This is a genomic window from Neisseria yangbaofengii (genome assembly GCF_014898075.1).
GTDB classification, from domain to species: Bacteria; Pseudomonadota; Gammaproteobacteria; order Burkholderiales; family Neisseriaceae; genus Neisseria; species Neisseria yangbaofengii.
Genome location: NZ_CP062976.1, coordinates 627,622 through 650,786, shown reverse-complemented (window position 1 = coordinate 650,786; position 23,165 = coordinate 627,622). Strand labels below are relative to the sequence as shown.

Annotated in this window: 16 protein-coding genes, 1 tRNA gene and 2 pseudogenes; 8 read left to right on the top strand and 11 right to left on the bottom strand. The window is 50.8% G+C overall.

Features of this window, described 5'->3' with window-relative positions; translation table 11 throughout:
• Positions 1-93: 93 nt before the first annotated feature.
• Both H4O27_RS03190 and ubiD read right to left on the bottom strand, forming a co-directional pair.
• A complete protein-coding gene (locus tag H4O27_RS03190) occupies positions 94-1,551 on the bottom strand; it encodes a DASS family sodium-coupled anion symporter (protein ID WP_165009535.1) in 1,458 nt (485 codons plus the stop codon).
• Between the two features lie 232 nt (positions 1,552-1,783).
• Positions 1,784-3,262, bottom strand: a complete 1,479-nt coding sequence (gene ubiD / locus H4O27_RS03185; protein WP_165009464.1) for a 4-hydroxy-3-polyprenylbenzoate decarboxylase — start codon at positions 3,260-3,262, stop codon at positions 1,784-1,786.
• Positions 3,263-3,475: 213 nt separating this feature from the next.
• Between ubiD and H4O27_RS03180 the strand changes: the two genes are divergently transcribed.
• A tRNA-Ile gene (locus H4O27_RS03180) sits at positions 3,476-3,551 on the top strand.
• Positions 3,552-3,725: 174 nt separating this feature from the next.
• Here H4O27_RS03180 and H4O27_RS12930 read toward each other — a convergent pair.
• Together H4O27_RS12930 and H4O27_RS13690 are read right to left on the bottom strand one after the other, a co-directional pair.
• On the bottom strand, positions 3,726-4,091 hold the full coding sequence (locus H4O27_RS12930; protein WP_241158677.1) for a site-specific integrase: 366 nt from the start codon (positions 4,089-4,091) through the stop codon (positions 3,726-3,728).
• Between the two features lie 186 nt (positions 4,092-4,277).
• Positions 4,278-4,403: pseudogene (locus H4O27_RS13690) on the bottom strand (phage integrase SAM-like domain-containing protein); the annotation flags it as partial.
• A gap of 61 nt (positions 4,404-4,464) precedes the next feature.
• On the opposite strand from H4O27_RS13690, the pseudogene H4O27_RS03165 reads away from it, so the two are divergent.
• Positions 4,465-5,589: pseudogene (locus H4O27_RS03165) on the top strand (DUF637 domain-containing protein); the annotation flags it as partial.
• Between the two features lie 400 nt (positions 5,590-5,989).
• On the opposite strand, the gene H4O27_RS03160 reads toward H4O27_RS03165, so the two are convergent.
• The gene (locus H4O27_RS03160; protein ID WP_165009468.1) at positions 5,990-6,952 is read right to left on the bottom strand and encodes a calcium/sodium antiporter; all 963 of its coding nucleotides are present in this window, start codon (positions 6,950-6,952) and stop codon (positions 5,990-5,992) included.
• A 317-nt stretch (positions 6,953-7,269) separates the two neighbouring features.
• On the opposite strand from H4O27_RS03160, the gene H4O27_RS03155 reads away from it, so the two are divergent.
• The 6 genes from H4O27_RS03155 (at position 7,270) to H4O27_RS03130 (ending at position 15,915) form a co-directional block, all read left to right on the top strand.
• Positions 7,270-8,607 carry a sodium-dependent transporter gene (locus H4O27_RS03155; RefSeq protein WP_165009537.1) on the top strand — a complete coding sequence of 446 codons (1,338 nt, stop codon included), beginning with the start codon at positions 7,270-7,272 and terminating at the stop codon, positions 8,605-8,607.
• Positions 8,608-8,987: 380 nt separating this feature from the next.
• Positions 8,988-9,632 (top strand): cysteine hydrolase family protein, encoded by a 645-nt coding sequence (locus tag H4O27_RS03150; RefSeq protein WP_165009470.1) that lies wholly within the window; start codon positions 8,988-8,990, stop codon positions 9,630-9,632.
• A 293-nt stretch (positions 9,633-9,925) separates the two neighbouring features.
• The gene (gene pgaA / locus H4O27_RS03145; RefSeq protein ID WP_165009472.1) at positions 9,926-12,331 is read left to right on the top strand and encodes a poly-beta-1,6 N-acetyl-D-glucosamine export porin PgaA; all 2,406 of its coding nucleotides are present in this window, start codon (positions 9,926-9,928) and stop codon (positions 12,329-12,331) included.
• Between the two features lie 73 nt (positions 12,332-12,404).
• Positions 12,405-14,285 carry a poly-beta-1,6-N-acetyl-D-glucosamine N-deacetylase PgaB gene (gene pgaB, locus H4O27_RS03140; protein ID WP_165009474.1) on the top strand — a complete coding sequence of 627 codons (1,881 nt, stop codon included), beginning with the start codon at positions 12,405-12,407 and terminating at the stop codon, positions 14,283-14,285.
• Between the two features lie 56 nt (positions 14,286-14,341).
• The gene (pgaC, locus tag H4O27_RS03135) at positions 14,342-15,559 is read left to right on the top strand and encodes a poly-beta-1,6-N-acetyl-D-glucosamine synthase (RefSeq protein ID WP_165009476.1); all 1,218 of its coding nucleotides are present in this window, start codon (positions 14,342-14,344) and stop codon (positions 15,557-15,559) included.
• A 17-nt stretch (positions 15,560-15,576) separates the two neighbouring features.
• Positions 15,577-15,915, top strand: a complete 339-nt coding sequence (locus H4O27_RS03130; protein WP_165009478.1) for a hypothetical protein — start codon at positions 15,577-15,579, stop codon at positions 15,913-15,915.
• A gap of 198 nt (positions 15,916-16,113) precedes the next feature.
• Here H4O27_RS03130 and H4O27_RS03125 read toward each other — a convergent pair whose 3' ends face one another.
• The 6 genes from H4O27_RS03125 to nosZ form a co-directional block, all read right to left on the bottom strand.
• Positions 16,114-17,121, bottom strand: coding sequence for an FAD:protein FMN transferase (locus H4O27_RS03125; protein WP_165009480.1), 1,008 nt, complete (start codon positions 17,119-17,121; stop codon positions 16,114-16,116).
• Between the two features lie 254 nt (positions 17,122-17,375).
• Positions 17,376-17,873, bottom strand: coding sequence for a nitrous oxide reductase accessory protein NosL (locus H4O27_RS03120; protein ID WP_165009482.1), 498 nt, complete (start codon positions 17,871-17,873; stop codon positions 17,376-17,378).
• Positions 17,870-18,700: an ABC transporter permease gene (locus H4O27_RS03115; protein WP_165009484.1), complete on the bottom strand. Its 831-nt coding sequence runs from the start codon at positions 18,698-18,700 to the stop codon at positions 17,870-17,872. The genes H4O27_RS03120 and H4O27_RS03115 overlap by 4 nt, the downstream gene beginning before the upstream one ends.
• On the bottom strand, positions 18,697-19,587 hold the full coding sequence (locus tag H4O27_RS03110; protein ID WP_165009486.1) for an ABC transporter ATP-binding protein: 891 nt from the start codon (positions 19,585-19,587) through the stop codon (positions 18,697-18,699). Before H4O27_RS03110 ends, H4O27_RS03115 begins: the two co-directional genes overlap by 4 nt.
• Positions 19,588-19,647: 60 nt before the next feature.
• On the bottom strand, positions 19,648-20,997 hold the full coding sequence (locus H4O27_RS03105) for a nitrous oxide reductase family maturation protein NosD (RefSeq protein ID WP_165009488.1): 1,350 nt from the start codon (positions 20,995-20,997) through the stop codon (positions 19,648-19,650).
• 170 nt (positions 20,998-21,167) lie between these two features.
• Positions 21,168-23,144 carry a TAT-dependent nitrous-oxide reductase gene (gene nosZ, locus H4O27_RS03100; RefSeq protein WP_165009490.1) on the bottom strand — a complete coding sequence of 659 codons (1,977 nt, stop codon included), beginning with the start codon at positions 23,142-23,144 and terminating at the stop codon, positions 21,168-21,170.
• Between the last annotated feature and the right edge of the window lie 21 nt (positions 23,145-23,165).

Here is a 23,165-nt window from a genome sequence, read left to right as displayed (position 1 = left end):
GGCATTATATAGCAAAAACAAGCTGATAGCAGCGAAACATTATAAAAGGCCGTCTGAACAATCATGTTCGGACGGCCTAAATAGCCAATTACCTTACCAATAGCCTAACACTTTCCACCAAATGCCGCCAATCACCACAAACACCAACAGATTGACCACGCTCATGATAAAGCCGACTTTCCACCACTCACCCAGCGTCGAATAGCCCGAACCGAAAATAATCGGCGCAGTACCCGTAGCGTAGTGAGTTAAAGTCATCATAATGTTGGAGGCAGCAGCCATCAATAAAGCAAACAGCATCGGCGGCGCACCCAAGGCGATACCGGCGGCGTAAAATGCTCCAAACATGGCGGTGATGTGGGCCGTGGTGCTGGCAAACATATAGTGCGCATATAAATAAGCCAATAAAAGCAAGGCACATGCGCCCATCCAGCCCATACCGGTGCTGGCGATGCTGCTTTCCAACCAACCTGAAAACCATGTCACCACGCCGAGCTTGTTCAAAAAAGTAGCCATCATCACCAACGCGGCAAACCAAGTGATGGTGTCCCACGCGCTTTTTTCTTTCAGGATGTCGTCCCAAGTTAATACGCCAGAGAGCAGCAGCAGCGATAAGCCGATAAACGCGGTAGTGGTGGCATCAACCGCATACGCTTTGCCCAACAGTAATGCCGGAATACCTGCCCACAAAAACAGTAAAATGCCGAAAATGCCCAGCATAATCCATTCGCCGCGACCCATAGGCCCCTGCTCTTGCAGGCGGTCTTTGGCAAACTGCATGGCATTGGGCGTTTCTTTCACTTCCGGCGGTGCAATGAAATACAGTACGGCCGGCATCAAAATCATGGCAATCAAGCCCGGCACAAACATTGCCAGCGCCCATGTACCCCAGCTAAGCTCGATATCGCTGTCAGTCGCTTTGGCCACCAACTCCACCACCAGCGGATTGGGCGCGGTGGCGGTGACAAACATGGCCGACGTAATCGGATTGCTGTGGTAATTAACCAGTGCCAGGTATTTACCCATGCGGTTTTGCGTGCCTTTTTCCGGATCGGAGTCGTAGCTTGACGCAATCGCCTTCATCACCGGATGGATAATGCCGCCGCCACGCGCGGTATTGCTCGGCGTTACCGGCGCCAACAGCAACTCGGATAAAGCCAAGCTGTAGCCTATGCCTAAGGTTTTTTTACCCCACACGGCGATAAACAAATAACCTATGCGCGCGCCCAAGCCGGTTTTCAAAATGCCTCGCGAAATCATAACCGCCACACCAATCAGCCAAATCAGCGAGCTGGAAAAGCTCGACAGCGCATCTTTCACCGCACCCGAAGGCGTGTCGTTGGTAACACCGGTGAGCGCAATCAAGGTAATGGCAATCATCGCAATCGCACCAATCGGCATAGCTTTGCCAATAATCGCCGCTACCACGCCAACAAACATCGCCAACAAATGCCAGCCATCGGGCGTTACCCCTTCAGGCACGGGAATCACAAACCAAATCAATAAAGCCAACGCCGCCGCAATTGCAGTCGGAATCGGCTTAAAACCCATTTTCTTGTCCATCATTAAGTTCCTGTATGCATGAAATCGGGATTTAATATTTGTCAGCAACAGTATAATCCCAACCCCCTACTCTCTAACTTTGATGTAGCACAATAAATACCATATTATTTTGATATAAATATTCTGATTTTAAAAGCACTTGATTTTGGGAAAAAAGAGTGAACAAAAACATAAAGGCCGTCTGAAAAAATATTTTTCAGACGGCCTTTACACATCATTTTTACAAGCCCAAATCCTTCCACATAGTATCGACTTTGGCCACGGTGGCAGGATTTTTTTCAATCACCCTGCCCCATTCACGCTCGGTTTCGCCCGGCCGTTTATTGGTGGCATCCAAGCCCATTTTACCGCCCAACCCACTGACCGGGCTGGCAAAATCAAGGTAATCAATCGGCGTGTTTTCCACCAAAACGGTATCGCGCACCGGATCCATTCGCGTAGTGACCGCCCAGATGACTTCTTTCCAGTCGCGCACGTTCACATCTTCATCGACCACAATGATGAATTTGGTGTACATAAATTGACGCAGGAACGACCAGCAGCCCATCATCACGCGCTTGGCGTGTCCGGCATATTGCTTCTTCATCGACACCACCGCCATGCGGTAAGAACAACCTTCCGGCGGCAGGTAGAAATCGACGATTTCGGGGAATTGCTTCTGCAAAAGCGGCACAAACACTTCGTTCAGTGCCACACCGAGCACAGCCGGCTCATCAGGCGGTTTGCCGGTGTAGGTGGAATGGTAAATCGGGTCTTTGCGCATGGTGATGCGCTCAACGGTAAACACCGGGAACCAATCCTGCTCGTTGTAATAGCCGGTGTGGTCGCCGTAAGGACCTTCCAGTGCGGTTTCATTCGGATGAATCACGCCTTCCAACACGATTTCAGCACGCGCCGGCACCTGCAAATCGTTGCCGATACATTTCACCAATTCGGTACGCGAGCCGCGCAGCAAACCGGCGAACTGGTATTCGCTCAAGGTATCGGGCACCGGCGTCACCGCGCCCAAAATGGTGGCCGGATCGCAGCCCAGCACCACGGAAACCGGATACGGTGCATCGGGATTCTGTTTACGGAATTCCTGATAATCCAACGCGCCGCCACGGTGCGACAACCAACGCATAATCAGCTTGTTTTTGCCGATTAATTGTTGGCGGTAAATGCCGAGATTTTGGCGTTTCTTATTCGGCCCGCGGGTCACGGTCAAGCCCCACGTCACCAAAGGCGCGATGTCTTCCGGCCAGCAATACTGAATCGGCAATTGATACAAATCGACCGCCTCGCCTTCCAACACGGTTTCTTGGCAAGGCGCGTTTTTCACCACGTTCGGAGCCATGCTCCAAATATCTTTCAACAAAGGCAATTTGGAAAAGGCATCTTTAATGCCTTTAGGCGGCTCCGGTTCTTTTAAATAAGCCAGCGTTTGGCCGATTTCGCGCAATTTCGATACACTGTCTTCACCCATACCCATCGCCACACGCTCGGGCGTACCGAATAGGTTCGCCAACACCGGATAGCCGTAGCGCGTGCCATCGGCGCGAACCGGATTTTCAAACAAGAGCGCCGGCCCTTCTGCGCGCAACACGCGGTCGGCAATCTCGGTCATTTCCAATTCCGGCGATACCGGCGTGGAAATGCGCTTGAGCTTGCCTTGCGCCTCAAGCTGCGCGATAAAATCCCGTAAGTCTTTGTATTTCATTTTGACTCTCTTTCAGCCGCATGTTTTTCAGACGGCCTTTTCATTAAGCTTTGCCAAAGCAGTCGGGCTGATTATAACGCGTTTTGCCGGATTGAGCGGCGTTAAAACCATATCCAACCGATACACCCCATACCGCCCGATTTGCCAATTTCCCCCTATGGCACAATCTTGCGGATCGGTTAAATTATGATACAATACGCCCCTGCTTCTGACGGGTCTGTAGCTCAGGGGTTAGAGCAGGGGACTCATAATCCCTTGGTCGTGGGTTCGAAACCCACCGGACCCACCAAATAAATCAACAGCTTGGATACTTCTTTCTCCTTTCCTTTGTCCAAGTGTGTCAAATTTGTGCCATCGGCAAGATTCATCTTATCCAATAAAGCCGCGTGATTTTGTAAATGCTGTACTGAATTAAGTGCACGTAACGGCGCACCATCTCAACACTTTCCCGGCCGCCCGTCTCTTACAGGGCGGCCAGCGGAACATCTGCCTGAATCAGCCAACCAGCCCATGTATGGCGCAAATCATGCCGGCGGAAATCCGTAATTTCTGCTTTGACCAAAGCGTTTTCCCAAATCCGTGAGCTAATGCTTAGAACTTTACGGCCATTCTGTTGTGTAAAAACAAATCGGAAATGCTTTCCCCTCTGTTTTAGCAGAACGGTAACCGCCGTATCATTCAAAGCAACACCTATTGCTCTACCAGATTTACTGTCTGAAGCGTGTATCCATGCCCTTCGCGCGGTTAAGTCTATTTGCGACCACTCCATATCCAAAACATTACGCTGTCTCAATCCTGTTGCCAGGCTGAAAACAACCATATCAGCCATATAAGTCGGCAGAGCGGCACTCAGCTTTGTGCGGTCTCTTGTTTGGCCAACCAGCGAATACGCCGCTTCGGTTCACTATAGTGGATTCACTTTAAAAATAGGACAAGGCGGCAAGCCGAAGACAGTATAGATAATACGGCTGGGCGAGCCAACGCCGTACTATTTTAAAGTGGATTCACTATATGAAAGTTTCAAATATGGGGCTTTATCCAACCACTCCCACTCTTTGACGGCTTTATTGAGTATTGCCCGAATCAAAGCCAGATAACGGTTTTTAGTACTATTTGAACAAGGCTTGGCCGCTACGACCGCCATGATGAATTCACGGCTCAGGTGATGCAGATAATATCCGCGCAACTCAAGAAGCTGCCGCATTCTGCTGAGTGCAACCGATATCAGCGCCGACAACGGTAAAATCCGGCTGCAATCCTACGGCGACCAATATTATTATGCCGGACAGGGAGAGCTGTTTACTTTCAACAAGCGCAGTTATAAAACCGGCAAATGGTACAACCGCAAACACGTTACCGAAGTTAAAGAGCATAAAAATGCCAAGGCTGATCCGGTCAATCTCAGTGCATCGCAAGGCATCGAAATCAAATCCGGCGGCAGCATTGATGCTTACGCCACCGTATTTGATGCACCCAAAGGAAGCGTCCATATCGAAGCCGGGCGCAAACTGACCCTGCGCGCCGTCGACGAAATCAATTACGACAAACTCGACAGCCGTAAAAAACGCAAATTCATCGGCATTACCTACAATAGGGTTCACGACACCTCGACCCAAGTGATGCAAACCGCGCTTCCCAGCCGCGTAGCGGCAGAATCGGCAAACCTACAATCAGGCTGGGATACCAAGCTTCAAGGGACACAGTTTGAAACCACCCTCGGCGGCGCAGTGATCCGTGCAGGCGCAGGCGCACAGGCGCGAGCCGATGCCAAGGTTATCCTCGAAGGCATCAAAAACAGCGTATATACCGAAACCGTAAGTACCGGAAAATCCGCTCTCTGGCAAAAACAGGCCGGGCGCGGCAGTAACATAGAAACCCTCAAACTGCCGAGTTTCAAAGGCCCCGTCGCCCCCGTACTGACCGCCCCCGGCGGCTACATCGCCGACATTCCCAAAGGCAATCTGAAAACCGAAATCGAAAAACTGGCCAAACAGCCCGAATACGCCTACCTGAAACAGCTTCAGACGGCCAAAACCGTCGATTGGAAACAGGTGCAGCTTGTCTACGACAAGTGGGACTATAAAGCCGAAGGCCTGACCGGAGCCGCCATTATCGCCCTGGCAGTAGCCGCAGCAACAGGAGGAACCGGTGCCGGTTTGATTGGCGCAGCACAGGGAACCACATCCGCCGCCGCCAACGCAACATTTACCTCGCTGGCTACCCAAGCTTCCGTTTCACTGGTTAACAACAAAGGCAACGTCGGCAAAACCCTGAAAGATTTGGGCAGAAGCCGCACGGTTAAAAATCTGGTTGCAGCCACCGCAGGGGGTATAGTGTTAGTAGTCGTGAAGTAACGTTCAAAAATGGTTTCGCAAGCGGGAGGACAAGACCTGATATTATTGCCAGATCTCCAGATAACAAGCCGGTTATTTATGAGATTAAAACAGGAAATGCCTAATTGAGTATCAGGTAGAGTGAAATATACCCACAAATTCGTGATGGGAATGCTATCCCGGCAGGAAAAGTTACACAAGATTTTAAACTTAGACCCGATATTCGACTAAAAGATCAAGGTTATCCAAATCCACGAAGACGCTTGATGGTAAGGCCCACCTGACTCTTCCCGGATTCGATATTCCAGACCGGGGCAGCTACAAGTGATACTGTGAATGATACAATACCACGCCCGACAAATCAGGTTGGTAGCCACCATTTATTCTATATATACTAAAAACCGGTGCTGATTAAATAACCTGTGTAGGCTACATATGAGCCCAGCAAAACCAAGCCTTTCAGACGGCCTATCTGACCTGCACCGCCTTTGCCCAAGCAGAAGATAAACAGCAACACGGTCAAGCTCGACATGATGGCGACATCGCGGGTAAGGATTTCCGGTGCCACCTCCATCGGGCGAATCACAGAAGCCAAGCCGACCACGGATAAAGTGTTGAATAAGTTGGAACCAACCACGTTGCCGATGGCAATGTCGTGTTCACCTTTACGCGCGGCAGCAACAGAAGACGCCAACTCCGGCAAGGATGTACCGACCGCCACCACGGTCAAGCCGATAATCAAATCGCTGACGCCCATGCTTTGCGCCACGGTAACAGCCCCCCACACCAGCAGACGCGAACTCAAAACCAGTATCACCAAGCCGGCAACCAACCAAAACAGACCTTTTTTCAACGGCATTTCACTGCTTTCCAATTCATCAGAAAGGTCTTCGACGATATTGTCGACACCTTTCAGGTTGGTTTTCACCGTCCATACCATATAACCGAGCAGAACCAGCAACAATACTGCACCGTCCATCAGGCTCAAATAGCCGTCAAACAATTGGAATGCAGCCAAGGCGGTAATCACCAGCAATATTGGCATTTCGGTTTTGACGATTTGCCTTTGCACCATAATCGGGCTGATTAAGGCGGTAATACCCAGAATCAGGGCAATGTTGGTGATGTTGGAACCATAGGCGTTGCCCAAAGCGATACCGGGGCTGCCGTCTAAGGCAGACATCACGGATACGACCATTTCCGGCGCAGACGTACCGAAGCCGACAATGACCATACCGATTAACAACGGCGACATGCCGAAATGGCGGGCAGTGGCAGCCGCGCCGTCAATAAAGCGGTCGGCACTCCAGACCAGCAAAACGAGACCGGCAATAATGGCTATGATAGCGTAAAGCATTATTTTCCTTGTGTTTGACGTGTTTTGAAAGGAGGCTATTGTAGCAGCTTTCCCTAGCTTTCCAAGACGATGCTGAGACCTGTTTGAAAAATTGATACGCCAAGATGATATTCCGGTTTCAGACAGCATAATATTTCTATTTCCAACCATTTTCTTTGTATTAATTCTTTATATTCCAAAATTTTTGATGGTTTTCACTCTATGCCATCTATTCTCGGCACCTTCCGTGCTTAATCGCTAATCCACAGCATCAAATGCTGCAATCTGCATAACAGCTTTGCTACAATCAGCCATTATTTTTTACATTTCGATACATGATGAATGCTTCTGCTTCTTGGTCATCCAAACTGGGTTTTATCCTTTCCGCTGCCGGATCGGCGATTGGTTTGGGTGCCATTTGGAAATTCCCCTACACCGCCGGCACGAATGGCGGTGCCGTGTTCTTTTTATTATTTTTGCTGTTTACCATCTTGGTTGCGCTGCCGGTGCAATTGGCGGAGTTTTATATCGGCCGCACCAGCGGTAAAAATGCAGTCGATGCGTTCAAAACGCTGGCACCCGGCTCACAATGGCCTTGGGTCGGCCGCATGGGCGTGGCAGCGTGTTTTGTGTTGCTGTCGTTTTACAGCGTGGTCGGCGGCTGGGTGCTGAATTATGTGGTGCACGCGTTTACCGGCGAAATCCACCCTGACGCCGACTTCGAAGCCTTGTTCGGCGCCACCATCGCCAATCCTTGGAGCGTATTGTTTTATCAAGGCTTATTTATGCTGATGACGATTTGGGTAGTGAAAGGCGGCATTTCAGACGGCATTGAAAAAGCCAACCGTTATCTGATGCCGGCTTTGTTTGTGTTGTTTATCATCTTGGCCATCCGCTCGATGACGCTGCCCAATGCCATGCAGGGTGTGTCGTTTTTGCTGAAACCTGATTGGTCCTACTTCACCCCGCAAACCATGCTGATGGCTTTGGGTCAGGCGTTTTTTGCATTAAGCATCGGCGTATCGACCATGATTACTTATGCGTCTTACCTGAGCAAAAAGCAGGATTTGTTCCGCTCGGGCAACAGCATTATGTGGATGAACTTATTGGTGTCGCTGCTGGCCGGTTTGGTGATTTTCCCTGCAGTCTTTGCGTTCGGCTTTGAACCATCGCAAGGCCCGGGCTTAATCTTCATCGTCTTGCCTGCGGTGTTTATGAAAATTCCGTTCGGCACCATACTTTTTGCCGTCTTTATGCTGCTGGTGGTATTTGCCACGCTCACTTCGGCATTCTCCATGTTGGAAACCGTGATTGCCGCCACCATCCGCCAAGACGAAAGCAAACGCAAAAGCCGCACTTGGCTGATCGGCTTGGCCATTTTCATCGTTGGTATTCCATCAGCCTTATCATTTGGCGTATCGGGCGAATTTAAAGTATTCGGCAAAACCGTTTTCGATTTGTGGGATTACATGATTTCCGCCATCATCATGCCGATTGGTGCATTAAGCATAGCGATTTTTACCGGCTGGGTGCGCAATAAACAATCGGTTTTGGAAAACATGAGCGAAGGCAGCACCGTGCCGAAAACCGTGATTCATTTATGGCTCAATACGCTGCGTTTCTTGGCTCCGATTGCCATTCTGATTGTCTTCATCAATACATTAGGCTGGATTTAAGCAGCCGCAAATACCGCTTATTTAGTGTTTAACGGTAAAGGCCGTCTGAAAACATTATGCTTTCAGACGGCCTTTTTGTCTCATTCCTCTATTCTCTTAGAATGAAAATATTTTGTATTCATCGGAACAAAACACAGCCATTTGCACCATAATCATTTGATTTATTTATCATAAATTCCATTTTCAAAATTCAATTCAATCTATCGTTCAATATTCACCAAATATATTATTTCAATCTACTAAATTTTTCTGGCAATATGACGTTTATCCTGATATCATACCGATTATCGAGAATTAGCCGATTATCTTATTTTAAAACCATTTATCCAAACTTGATTATTGATGACGGACAACCCGATGACAACACTAGGAGAAATATCATGACGACTATTGCTATCGACATTCAGCCGCAATATCGTTTTTCCTGCATGGCGGCAAATGAAAACCGTTTCCTGCACCATCCGGAAGACATCGTGGACGAATTAAACCGCCAAGCGCGTTTCGCCGATAAACGTGTTTTGATTGAAAATAACGGTTCGGCTGCCGGTGTGTTTTGTCAAGAATGCATAGAAGCCCCGCTGAATCGCAGCGGCTTGGTATTCGGCCCAAAACGAGACAACTGCCGCCGCAATCATCTTTTTACCGGCCTGCCCAGCCCTGCCGATTACGACCATGTGATTGAAACCAACGGTGATTACCGTCATGGTGTGTGTTTTCACGATACCAGCGAGCTTGTCAGCACAGGCTTATTGGAATGGCTGCATGACAACGGCGCGGATACCGTAATTATCGGCGGATTGGCCACCGAAGAGGCAGCGGCCCATACCGCGCAACAATTAAGATATTACAACCATCGCTTACACATTATCCTGAATTTAAGCGCCTGCTGCGGCTACACGTCGGAGACCACGCTCAAAGCCATCAGCAACCTGCGTGCAACGGGCATTACCGTAGCCACACATTCTGCTGAAATCCCTTGCTTAACCGAATCCCTTTCCTTACACACCTTATTAAAAGTGTCGTAATCTCTTGCTATCACTCCCAACTGCAAGAGTTTTTCAGGCCGTCTGTTTCAGACGGCCTCTTTTTTTCCATTATCTCTTGAAACTATTTCCGCCTAGATGATTTATCCATTTAGTTAAAATATTAACCGCTAAGGTTTTATAAACTGAAACATTAATCTGATGCATTAGAATCATGATAAACAAATATCATAAAAATTCTGTATATTCCATATACATTCAAACACATTCTTCGAAACGTACTCATCCTTTCATCCTTCTGTCATCATGGCAGCCATCAGCTTGATAATTTAACAATGAACATCAACCGCCCACTCTCTTTATTGGTTGCGACGGCCGGTTTTTCTGTACCTGTCGTTTCCTACGCCCAAAACATTGATGCCGAACGCGAGCATTGGGTTGTCCACTCACGCGCCGGCGAAGCGCAACGCATTGAAGCCGTTGATGCTTTGCAGCAGCTTTATCGTAAAACCAACCACCCGGCCGTGCGCGCCGATTTGATTGCCTTGCTAATGCGCGGCGGCCAACGCGAAGAAGCTTTGGCCGTATGCGCCGATTGTATGCCGTCTGAACTGGCGGCCGATGAATTGGAAAACTTAGCCAAAGCCGCCCGTGACAGTAAAAAATTCGACCAAGCTGCCAAGTTTTACCGCACGCTGCAAACCCGTTTCCCGCAGAAAAAAATCGGCTTTCTCGGCAGCGCCTTAGTGGCAGTTGACCAAGGTCAGCGGCCACAAGCCGCAGCCGGTATTGAAGAATACCGCCGCCGCTTCGGTGATGACGGCGATATTCGGGCAGCCGCAGAATACCTCAACAGCAAGGCTCAATCCCAAACCGAGCAATTAAGTATTTTGGGCAAACGCATGAGCGCGCAAGCCGATAAAGAGACGGTTTTGCAGACTTACCGCTTGGCCGCCCAAATGCAGGCATATCCGGTGCAGGAGCGTTTACTCAAAGAATTCCCGCAATATTTCACCCGGGCCGACCAATTATGGATACGGAAAAATAAAGCTGCTTCACGTCTGCGCGGCGCATTGCAAACCTACGATCAGGATCAGCTCAAACAAGCCTATCGCGAGCTGACCGACATCATGAACACCACCGAATTCGGCAGCGACTTACACACCGGCGCACTGCGTGACCGCTTGGCTGCGTCCACCGCTATCGGCAAACCGGAAGAAGCCGTCAGAGATTACCGCCGGTTGGCCAAACTAGGCAAGCAACCGGCCTATGTTGAAGCCTACTACGCCCAGGCATTAACCGAAACCGCCAGTCCGCATAAAGCCAGCAAAATATACCAAGCCGCGGCTGACCGCGAAATGGCAGAGAAAAATCATGTGAGCAATCAGTTAAATGAATCCTTAATCGGCGCGTATGCCGATTTAGGCTATTACGACAAAGCGCGTGCGCAAATCCCGAATTGGCACACCGACCGCACCAAGCTCGATTTCACCCGCACCGTCCACATCGACAACCCATATTACAACAAACAGTATTTCTGGAATGCACGTTTGGATGCATGGGGTGGCGACATCAATAAAGCCATCAAAGAAATGGATGCCTGGATTGCCGAATACCCGGCCGACCCGTGGGCGCAAGTTTTGCGCGGCGAACTGGCCTACTGGAACGGCCACGAAGAAGAAGCTGAAATGTGGTTTACCCGCGCGCAGGAATTTTTGTCGCCCGAATCGCAAGACTGGGTAAAAAGCAAAATCGCTTCCATGCAGATGGCCAGCGGCAATTGGCGCAAAGTCGATCAAACCGTACAAAGCGTCAGCCGTGAAAATTTAAGCTATGAAGGCTTTTTCCGGGATTACGACCAAGCGCGCGCACCGGCTTTGAGTGTCAACGCCAACTCCATGAAAGCTACCTCGCCGTCTGAAAAAACCGAATGGGAGCAAAGCGCCACGCTATATAGCCAACGCAGCACCAAAGGCCACCGCGCTTATGTCACCGAGCAAACCACTTATGTACCCAACCACGGTGAACCGTTGCGCGCCGGGCGTGTGGGTGCCGGTGCGGAAATCAGCGCCTATCCGGCCACGTTCAACATCGAAGCCGGTCATGGTATAAATTTGGATAAAAAAGCCTATGCCAAAGCCGGTGTCAATTACCGCTTAAACAGCCGCCTGAGTCTGAATGCCAATGCCGCCTACAACAGCGCCAACACACCGACCAAAGCCTTGAATCAAGACGTGTATGCCAATGAATACAACATCGGCGCAAATTATGTGTATTCCGACAACCTGCGCATAGGTATTGGCGCAAGCGTGATGGATTTTGAAGACGGCAACGTGCGCAAAGCCGCTTACGCATGGCTTTCCAACAACCTCTACCAATACAACCGCTGGAAACTTTCCAGCTCGCTGTGGGCGGATTACAGCAACAACAAAGACATTCCCGAAGCGCACTACTACAACCCGAAAAACAGCAAAAGCCTAAGCGGCACGCTGGCTTTGGCACACAGCCGACCGTTTGACAACCGCATTAAATTGCAACAAACGGTCAGCGCAGGCATCGGCCGCTACTGGCAGGCAGGCGAAAACGCTGAAAACACTTGGCTGCTGAAATACGGCCACGATTGGCAGTTGGGCAGAAAACTCAGCCTCAATTACGAAGTCGGCCGACGCCAAGCCATATACGATGGCGAGCCCGAATACCAAAACTTCGGCAGCATCGGTCTGAATGTGAAATTTAAATAAACAATGTTCAGACGGCCTGTTTATTCAACAGGCCGTCTGAAACAACATTCCCAAATTGATAAAGAATTCCAACATGAAACAACGCCTTTTATTCCCGCTTTTATGCGCCCTTGCCCTGCCCGCCGCATGGGCGGCAGTCGATGTAAAGTACGGCGTGATTTGTTATCACGACGTCATTGACCAAAGCAAACCGTCTTTTTCTGCCAATATGCCGCAAAACATTCGCCGCACTTATTTCCCGCAAACCATCACCGTTGAGCGTTTGATTACCCATTTCAACTGGCTGCGCGACAACGGCTACACCCCGGTCAGCTGGCGGCAGATTAAAGCAGCGCGTGCAGGCAAAGGCTCATTGCCGGCCAAACCGGTATTACTTACTTTTGACGACGGCTATGCCAGCTTCTACACCACCATTTATCCGATTTTGCAGGCCTATAATTATCCCGCCGTTTATGGTTTGGTGACCTCATGGCTGGAAATCCCTGCCGACGGCCACATCGATTACGGCGGCATCAAGCTGCCGCGTTCGGCCTTCATCACTTGGGAACAAGTGCGCGAAATGCAGCAAAGCGGCCTGATTGAAATAGCCTCGCACACCCACGACATGCACCACGGCCAAACCGGCAATCCGGGCGGCTCGCAATTTGCCGCCGTTTTTCCCGGCAACTACCGCAACAAAAGCTATGAAACGCCGTCTGAATACCGCGCCCGCATCCGCAACGATTTGAAAAAATCGCGCGACATCATCAAACAACGCACCGGTGTCGCACCTGATGTGTTGGTGTGGCCATACGGCCAATTCACCCAAACCGCCGTAGAAATCGCCCGTGAATTGGGTTTCCGCGGCGACTTGACCTTGAAAGATGAAAAACTCAGCACCATCGGCGAGCAAAGTATCGGCCGCTCATTGGTGGATCAGGAATCTTCTTTAGGCCATCTGAAATCATATTTGGAAGACAAATATTTCGTGTTGCCAAACGAGCGCGCGGTGTATGTGAAATTAGACGATTTATACAATCCCGACCCGATTAAACAAAACCAAAACTACGACAAATTAATCGAACGTATGCGTGCTTTAGGTACTAAAACCGTATATCTGCAAGCCGTTTCCGATGAAAACGGCGACGGCGTGGCCGATAGCGCGTATTTCCCCAACCGCCACCTGAAAATGAAGGCCGATTTGTTCAGCCAAGTATCATGGCAGCTCAACGGCCGCTCCGGCGTGGAAGTAAAAGCGTGGATGCCTATGCTGGCGTTTGATTTGGGTGACGATTACGAATACCTGACCGATTCGCGCACAGGCCGTCTGAACGCGAACGCGGTGAAGCGTTTGTCGCCTTACAACGCGAAAAACCGCCAAGCGGTCAAAGAAATTTACGAAGATTTGGCCTTCAGCAGCCGCTTCAAAGGTTTGGCCTTTGGCGGTGATGGTTTCATTACCGAATTTGAAGCCGCCAACCAAGGTAACGATGCCGCCAAAACCGATGCGCTGATCGCCTATTCCGACATGCTGAAAAACGCCGCCCTGCAATACAGCTTCAATGGGATTAACGACATGAAAACCGCCCGCGGCATTTGGGCAGAAGCCGCCCTGCCGTCCGAACAACCGGTGAGGCTCGGCCAAAATCTGGCGAAATTTACCCGGCACTACAACCACACCGTGATTCATGCAGCGCCGTATTCATTGGACACCGAATGGCACGGCGAAGTTTCGGAAGCATGGCTGGGCAATTTGTTGGCCGGTTTGCGCGCCACCGATTTGCCGCAAGACAAAATCGTGTTCCACATTCCCAACCGCGCTTACGACGGCCGGCAGTTAATGAGTTCGCAAGACTTGGCGGCACGCATCATGCAGGTGCGTAAAGCACGCTTCAAAGGCGCTGCCTTCAGCGATGATTTCGTGCAAAACCGGCCTGATTTGAAAATAGTGAAACCGGTATTCGGTATCAAATAATCTTTCAGACGGCCTCAACGCCGTCTGAACCTGTTAGGCTCACAAAAGAAACTATCATGAATTGGTACGAATATCTCGCCATTTTTGTCATGCTCTACCCGGGCATCATGGCCGTTTACTGGACCACCTCCGGCATGCTGTACTTCCTACTGTGGGAACGCAACGGCGACAAGCCGGTTTTTGGTGAAGACGCGCCGATGGTCAGCGTGTTGATTCCCTGCTACAACGAAGCCGATAATTTGGACGAGTCGATTCCCCACCTGCTGCGACTTACCTATCCCAATTATGAATTGGTGTTCATCAACGACGGCAGCAAAGACGACACGCTGAAAATCCTGCAACGCTGGGGCAATGTTTCCGAACGCGTCAAAGTGGTTGACCAGAAAAACGGCGGCAAAGCATCTGCGATGAACAACGGCGCCAAACACGCCCGCGGCAAATACATCGTCGGCATCGACGGCGATGCGATTTTGGATTACAACGCGCTGGAATACATTGTCGATACGCTGGAAAACAATCCTGAAGCCGGTGCCGTTACCGGCAATCCGCGCGTGCGCAACCGCAGCACCGTATTGGGCAAACTGCAAGTAGCGGAGTTCAGTTCGATTATCGGCTTAATCAAACGCTCTCAAAGTATGGCAGGCACGCTGTTTACCGTGTCCGGCGTGATTATGTGCATTCGCAAAGACATCTGGCGGCAAATCGGCGGCTGGAGCGAAAACATGATTACCGACGACATCGATATCAGTTGGAAAACACAAACTTCAGGCCATGAAATTATTTATGAACCTCGCGCCTTGTGTTGGGTCTTAATGCCAGAAACCCTGCGCGGCCTCTACAAACAGCGTTTGCGCTGGGCGCAAGGCGGCGCGGAAGTGATTTTGAAATACAGCGGCGAAATCTGGAAAACGAAAAACATCCGCCTGTGGCCGCTTTATTTTGAATATTTTGTGACCTTGATTTGGGCCTATTCGCTGCTGGTCTTTTCCATTTTCGGCATTGCTGAAATAGTGATGGGTACGGCGGATTTAACCTTGTTCAAAGTCGGCAGTTTGGCCACCTTTATGGCCTTTTTGCTGCAATTGTCGATTAGCCTGTATATCGACAGCCGCTACGAAGGCAATTTGTTCCGCTACTTCATCAGCTGTATCTGGTATCCCTACGCTTTTTGGTTGCTCAACAGCATTACCTTGGTTCACGGCTTCCCGAAAGCCGTGTTCCGCGATAAAACCCGCCAAGCGACTTGGGTCAGCCCCGACCGCGGCGTTCAATAAACTTAAAGGAAAAGCAAATGTATAAGGCAAACTTACGCGAACAGATGATTATCCGAAAAGCCAAGCGCCGCTCACTGAGCATCACCACCAAAAGCATATCGGCTTTTTTGGTGATTTGGGGCTTATGGGCATTGACCGCTTATTTGGTGATTGACGACTATCACGCGCTATTTATGCAGCCGCTGGTCGGCAGCTGGACCTTATGGGATATCTTCCGGGCCGCCTTGGTGATTGTGTTGTCGCAACTGGTGATTTTGCAGGCGTGGAGCATTTTGGTGAAATACCGCATGGACCGCAGACGCCGCGAAGACAATTTGGAAGACGTTTTCGGGCCGTCTGAAAATCATCGGGTGTAAACCATAGAGAAAGACCGTCTGAACATATCTACTTTTCAGACGGCACAAGACCTTTGCAAAATCCCCATCTTTGGCACGTTTCTTCGTTATGCGCTGCCCGAAAGCTTGCCTGTCTTCATGGATATGCCTGCGCTTTCTGCGCTGCTATAACCTTGGACTGCACTCAAATCCGGGGATTTTACAAAAGTCTCTGTTTTTTTACTCAATGATTTTAATTTCATTATCCGGCATCACCAGCCACACTTTCGCCCGCTTGGCCTGTGCCGCTTGCCGGATTTCATCTTGCGGCATCACCGAAAACGCCGTGGCAAACGCATCAGCCAGCACGGCGGTCGGCGCCATCACACTCATGCTGCGGTAACGCGGTGTACTCACACCTGAACGCGGATCAAACAAATGGGTAAACTTGCCCGCCTCGTCCATCACCGTGCCGTAACCGCCGGAAGTGGCGAAGCCTTCGTTTTGCAGCGGCACATTCAACAACACGCCTTGTTCATTTTGCGGATCGCGGATACCGACCTGCCAAGCACGTTCACCGCGCGTATCCAAGCCGCGGATTTCGCCCATATCGACCAAGGCTTGTTCCACGCCGTTTTTTTGCAGCAATTCCACCACTTTATCGGTGATGTAACCTTGGGCAATGCCGTTGAACGACAAGCCCATGCCCTGCCCGTGAAAGCGGACAAACGTATCGTCAAATTCCACTTTGTCAAAACCGACCCGCTGCAATACCTGATTCATTTCAGCCTGTGCCGGCGGCTTATCGGTATTGGGATGCCGTCTGAAATAATCGGCGTAAAAGTTCCACAAAGGCTGGATACTCGGGTCAAACGCACCTTGGGTGAGCCGGTAAACTTCTTGGCTGATGCTCAATAAAGCCAACAAATCCTGTGGCGGATTGTTCAGACGGCCTTCCCGGTTAAGCTGCACAATCAGACTGTCGTCACGGTATAAGCTGAAAATCTTTTCCAAACGCGCCACTTCCGCCAATGCCTTATTTACCAAATCATCGGCTTGACGGCGGTTGACATGATACAGGCGCAATTGCGCGCCCGAACCTAAAGCAATACCTTTCCAAACAAACGGATCGGCTTCATCGGTTTTAGGATTTTCAGTTCGGCGGTTTAACGCAAACGGTAAAATCACACCGCCGGCCACAACGGCACTGATGGCCAAAAAACGGCGGCGGCTTAAGGGAATATTCATGGTTTTTCTGAAATAAAATTCAGGCCGTCTGAAAGCCGGAGAATCTTTTCAGACGGCCTAAGGCTCCAAAACTTATAAATTTCCGGAAATCTTTAAACCGTCATTCCCGCGCAGGCGGGAATCCGGATCTATCGGTTTCGCAAGTATTGAACTGTTCCGGTAATTTGAAATTCCGGATTCCCGCCTGCGCGGGAATGACGAACATGGTTTTCTCGGTTCAAATCGGGTTTTGCAAAAGTCTCGGCCTGTTCACATTATTTAAAAATATACTCTTCGGGCATCTCATCAAAGCTCACGACTTTGCCGCCCTTCTCTTGCGCAAATTGCTCGGCCTTGGCTTTATCCGCAAACGGCAGCGCATCTTCCGAACCCATGCCGCCGATAAAGCCGCTGTCGATAACATACCATGCTTTTTTGGCATCAATCCATGCTTCGTTGGCATTCGGTTTTGCCCAATCGGTCACTTCACCCATATCGGTGACATACATTACATGAATGCCTTTCGGCTCTTCCGGCAGCTTGGTGTAGCCGAACATTTGGCGGATAGTCGAGAACCACACCGGCTTGTCAGGCTTGCCGTTGAGATAAAGCTGCGCCTTAGGGCCGTCATGTTCCATCAGGTTCATGGTGCAGTAATGACCGGTCGACTGCGCGGTAATCGGCGCCGGAGCCGGCGGCGGCGCGGTGTTTTCTTTGGCGCCGCAAGCCGTGAGCAGCAAGGCGGTACAGATTGTTAAGGCAAATGTTTTCATATTTGTCGCTTTCCAAAAATCCAAGCCGCCAACAGCAGCGGAATGATGGCCCACAACACCTGCGCGGTAAGCAACACCGGCAGCGTCAGGCTGATTTGCTCGGTCAAACCGGCCATGCCGGAATACATGGCGGTGTTTTCATAGCCGGTCAGATTGAGCAGGCGGTAAATGTCGGTCGGGTTGAACAATAAAATGCTTTCCACCATCGGTGCGGTCAGCGTTTGCTGCGTATCGGCCACCAACACGCCGAGTAAAGCCATGTCGAAAATCACCACGAAAAACAGCCATACACCGATGGCGATGCCTGCCGCGGTGCCGCGCTCTTTCACCTTTGCGCTGATTAAATAACCCAAAGCCAAAAACGCCGCACCCAAAATCACGCTGGCGCCAATCAGGCCGGCAAACGGTTTCCATGCGGCGATATTGATGCCGCCGTTGGCCAGCTGCAATGCGATACCGGCCAAACCGTAACCTGCTGTCGTCGCCAAGGTCAAAATAATCAAGTGCCCCAAGAACTTACCTGCCAAAATCTGGTTGCGGGAAATCGGATAGCTCAACAATAAGCCCATCGTACCGCGCTCGATTTCGCCAATCAAGGCATCGTAGGCCAAGAGCATGGCAATCAGCGGAATCAAGAAAATCGACAGGCTCGACAGGCTCACCACCGTGACTGTAAGCGGGTCGACCTTCACCGAACCGGTCGGCGCACTGCCCAAAAAGCCCAGCGACAAAGCCAATGCCGCCAGCAACAATGCCGCTGCCAGCACCCAGCGGTTGCGCAGGCTGTCGCGCACTTCTTTGCCGGTGATAATCAAAATCGGGGTCATACGTCTTCCCTTTTCAAGAATTGTGCATACATTTCATCAAGCGTCGGGGTATGGATGTCGAGATAGGCCAAATCGTTTAAATCGCCCAATTCGGCCAATAAAGCCATGCGTTCGCCGGCTGCGCATTGCGCGCGAAAATTGAGGCCGTCCGAAGGCTGCCAGCGTACCGACAAGGGTTTGCTGTGTTTCAGGCGAACATTCACCGTAAGCGGCAAACCGCTTTGCACATGCAATTCATCTATGCTGCCATCGGCAACTTTGGCACCGTTTTTCATTACCACCACGCGGTCGGCATGACCGTCGAGTTCGGCCAAGGCATGTGTGCTGAGCAACACGGTCGCGCCCCTGCCGTTCAATTCTCGCACCACTTCGTAAAACATTTGTCGCGAAGCCGGATCAAGACCCGTGGTTGGTTCGTCAAACAGCAACACTTTCGGCTCGCCCAACAAAGCCTGTGCCAAAGCCAAACGCTGGCGCATACCCTTAGAATAAGTGCCGACGCGACGCTTGGCCGCTTGGGAAATGCCCACACGCTCGAGCAAATCTTGGTTTTTATTGAGCGGCTGCTTTTTCAGTTTGGCGTAAAAAGCCAAGGTTTCCAAGCCGGTCATGGATGGGTGCAGCGCCACCGTTTCCGGCAAATACCCGATTTGGCTGCGTACCGCCGCACCGGCTTTGCTGCCGGTTTTCTCGCCCAGCAGCATCACTTCGCCCTGCGTCGGCGTAATCAAGCCGAGAATCAGCTTCATCAGCGTGGATTTGCCTGCGCCGTTGTGTCCGGCCAAGCCCACGCTTTCGCCGGCTTTCAGCACCAAATCAACGTTATCGACCGCACGCTGTTCGCCGAATTGTTTGGTCACGCTTCTCAATTCAACATGATTGCTCATGGTGTTTCCTTGTGTGTTTGTTCAGACGGCATTTTCCGACACAGGCCGTCTGAAAGCCTTTTATTCGTTTGCCTGCGCCACCCATGCCGATTTGGTTTGCTTCGCGGTTTGCAACATTTCCGCTTTGTGTTGCAGATAATACGGCATGGTCGGGTTTTGGTATGGATTCATCAGCGGTTTGCCGTCAATCACGCCACCGGGCATAATCGCGGGGAACTGGCTTTGCGCCCACTTCACAATGCTTACGGCCGGACTGTTCATCAACAACCTTGCCACCGGTGCGCGCCAGATGATTTGGTCGGTGATGCCGTTGGGGCGGTAGGCGTTGTCGCCGATGCCGTCGCCGTCGAGGTCAAACGCGCTGTTGTCACTCCAATAATTACCGCGCCCGTCTTCCGACCAATCCAAGAAGCGTGTGCTGACGTATTTGACTTGGCTTTCGTTATTGATAAATGAATTGTCGGTCAATTCCGTGCCTTCAATGGCGGCGGTGAAGTGGATACCGATTTTGCATTGCTCGAAATGGTTGCCGAAGATTTTATTGTTATTGGCATTGTAGGCAAACAGGCATTTATCGGCTTGGTAAATCACGTTGTCCTGTACTTCCGATTGGTTAACGTAATTGAGCATGATACCTTGGTCGCGGCTCATCACGGCGATATTGCCGCGCACTTTAATGCGGTCGGAAAACATCATGGCGTAGGCGATGTTGTTGCCGATGGAAATGTTGTCGATGACTTCGCTGTCGTTGGTGTACATATAATGCACGGCAAAGCGCACATCGTGAAAGCGGTTGCCTTTGTAGATATTGAAGGCGCTGGCATTGGAAAAAATGCCGTCGCGGCCTTTGGAAATGTCGTTGCTGACCACTTGCGAACCGGGTGCGTTCCACACGGTCACGCCGTTGCCGCGCTCATTCACGCGCAATTCGGCATTGCCGACGATTTTGTTGTCACGCACCACCGCGTCTTTGGGGCCGTGCAAATATACACCGACGGAATTATCCAGAATATCGTTTTTTTCCACCACCGTGTTGGCGGCGGTTTCCTCCAGATAAATCCCGGCATCCATATCCGGCAGGCTCAGGCCCGAGCCGCTGACCGTAAGATGGCGAATCACCACGTCAGGCGCGTGCACGCTGACCGTCCGCCCCCGTCGGTCGCCTTTGATGATGGCGGAACGGTCTGCCGGCCCTTCTAAGGTTAAAGGTTTGTCGATGATGATTTTGGTTTGATACACGCCCGAAGCAAATTTGAGCGTATCTCCGGCTTGGGCTTGGGTGATGATTTCATTGAGATTATCCGCGGGGGAAACGGCAATCACGGCAGCAAAGGCCGTCTGAAACCCTGCTGCGGTGAGCAGCGCACAAACAGCGTATTGCAGCGTTTTGACATGAAATAGAGTGTGCATGTGGTTTCTCTTGTTTTCAGACGGCCTGCGTCGGCGCGACAAGTTCGACATTATATAGTGAATCCACTATAACAAAACCATCTGCCTGATTTCCAAATGGCTTTGTTATAAAGGCCGTCTGAAAAGGAATTACCGTTTCAGACGGCCTGCTTGTTTACATCAGGGTAAGATTATTTAGGTTTTACAATCATTTGGCCTGACATTTCCATGTGCAATGCGTGGCAGAACCATTGGCAGTAGTACCAATGCACGCCCGGACGGTGGGCGGTAAAGGTAATCGAGCTGGTTTGTTGCGGGCCGATTTCCATCGCAATGCCGTAGCCTTCCAAAGTAAAGCCGTGGGTCAAGTCTTCGATGGTTTCGACGTTGGTCACCACCACAGTCACTTCGTCGCCTTGGTTTACTTCGAATTGCGGCACGCTGAACGCCGGTGCGACAGCAGTCATGTACACGCGTACTTTATTGCCTTCGCGCACCACTTTGGCGGCTTTTTCCAACTCAACGCCGTCTTTGGCAGCCATGTCGGCGGCATCTTTCCACCACCAAGCGTGTTTGGTGCGATCCCAAGTTTTAGCCGGATTCACTTTAGACGCTGCTACCAAGCAGAAGTCGTGTGGTTCGGCAAAGGTCGGATTATCGTGCACCAGCTTCATCTCATCGCCTGAAATGTCGATCAATTGGTCACATTCGGGTTTCAATGGGCCGGCATTCAAGAAACGGTCTTTCGAGAATTTGTTCAAAGACACCAGCCATTTACCATCGGCTTCTTTGGTTTCGCCCATGGTGGTATGGTTGTGGCCAGGTTGATAGTGAACATCGATTTTTTGCTTGATTGGATCGATTTTCTCGCCGGCATAAGCTTTAATCGCATCTTCGATGTTCCATTTCGCCATTTGGCTGTCGATAAACAGCGTGGTATAGGCGTTGCCGCGGCCGTCAAATGCGGTATGCAACGGGCCTAAACCCAATTCAGGCTCGGCGACCACAACATCACGCGGCTGGATTTTACCGGCAAACAAATCGTCCAATTTGCTCACATCCAATACGGTCACGGTTGGGGACAGCTTACCGTTGAGCATGATGTATTTGCCGTCAGGTGATGCGTTACAGCCGTGCGGTGAGTTTGGCACCGGAATGTAGCGGGTGTATTTAGAATTGGCTTCAGCGCGGCCGTCTACCATTTTCACACCGTTGACTTCTTTAAAGTCACCGTTTTTAATACCTTCTTCAATTGCAGCCAAGTTGAACACGACTACCCAGTCTTGCTCGTTGGCCGAAGCGGCTTGCACGGTCAAACCACGCTCAGAGTTATAGCAGGTAGCGAATGAGTATTTGCCTTGATAGTCGGCATCACCATTGTCCAAGTTACCGTCCACCAATACCTGCCATGCAATTTCCATGGTTTCGCCGTCGATGGCGGTATACACCGCATTCCAGGTTTTCGGATCGTTCAGATTGCCTACACCGTCTACCGGTACGATGTGTTCGCCGTTGGCAAAGACATAGCCGGTTTTCGGATAACGTTGCGGACGCAAACCATGGATACCGGAAGCATTCGGAATCTCAATGATTTTGTCGGTTTTCATGATTTCCAAATCCACGCGGCACACACGGTTGTTGGCTTTGTCGTTGGCGTAAGCGTAACGGCCGTCGTAAGTTTGATCGGTAAACGACAAGTGCGGGTGGTGCAAGTCGCCGTTCGGGAGGCAGCGCAAACCGCTGGCTTTCAAAAATGCATTGGTTTCAGCGGTATTTTTTTCGTTCAAAATACGCAGGCTCTCGTTGGTACGGCCCCAACCGGTGGCGCTGTCCATATTGAAGACAGGAATACGCATCAGTTCGCGCATAGAAGGCAGGGCGACCAAGCGCATTTCGCCGGACTGGCCGCCCGATAAGAAGCCGTAGTATTGATCCAGCTCGCCCGGACCAATATGGACAGACTGACCACCTTCGCTGCCGTGTGCATCGGCTTTGGCTTCCGGTGCAGAACCTGCCGCACCGGAAGCAGCACCTTTATCGCTCCCGGCATTGGAACAACCGGCCAAACCCAACAAGCCCGCACCGGCAATACCGGCACCGGAAGCCGCGGCAGTACCTAAGAATGAACGTCGGCTCAAGCCGTTTTGTTCTAATTTTTCGTCTGACATAAAACTCTCCTTGGGATGAAA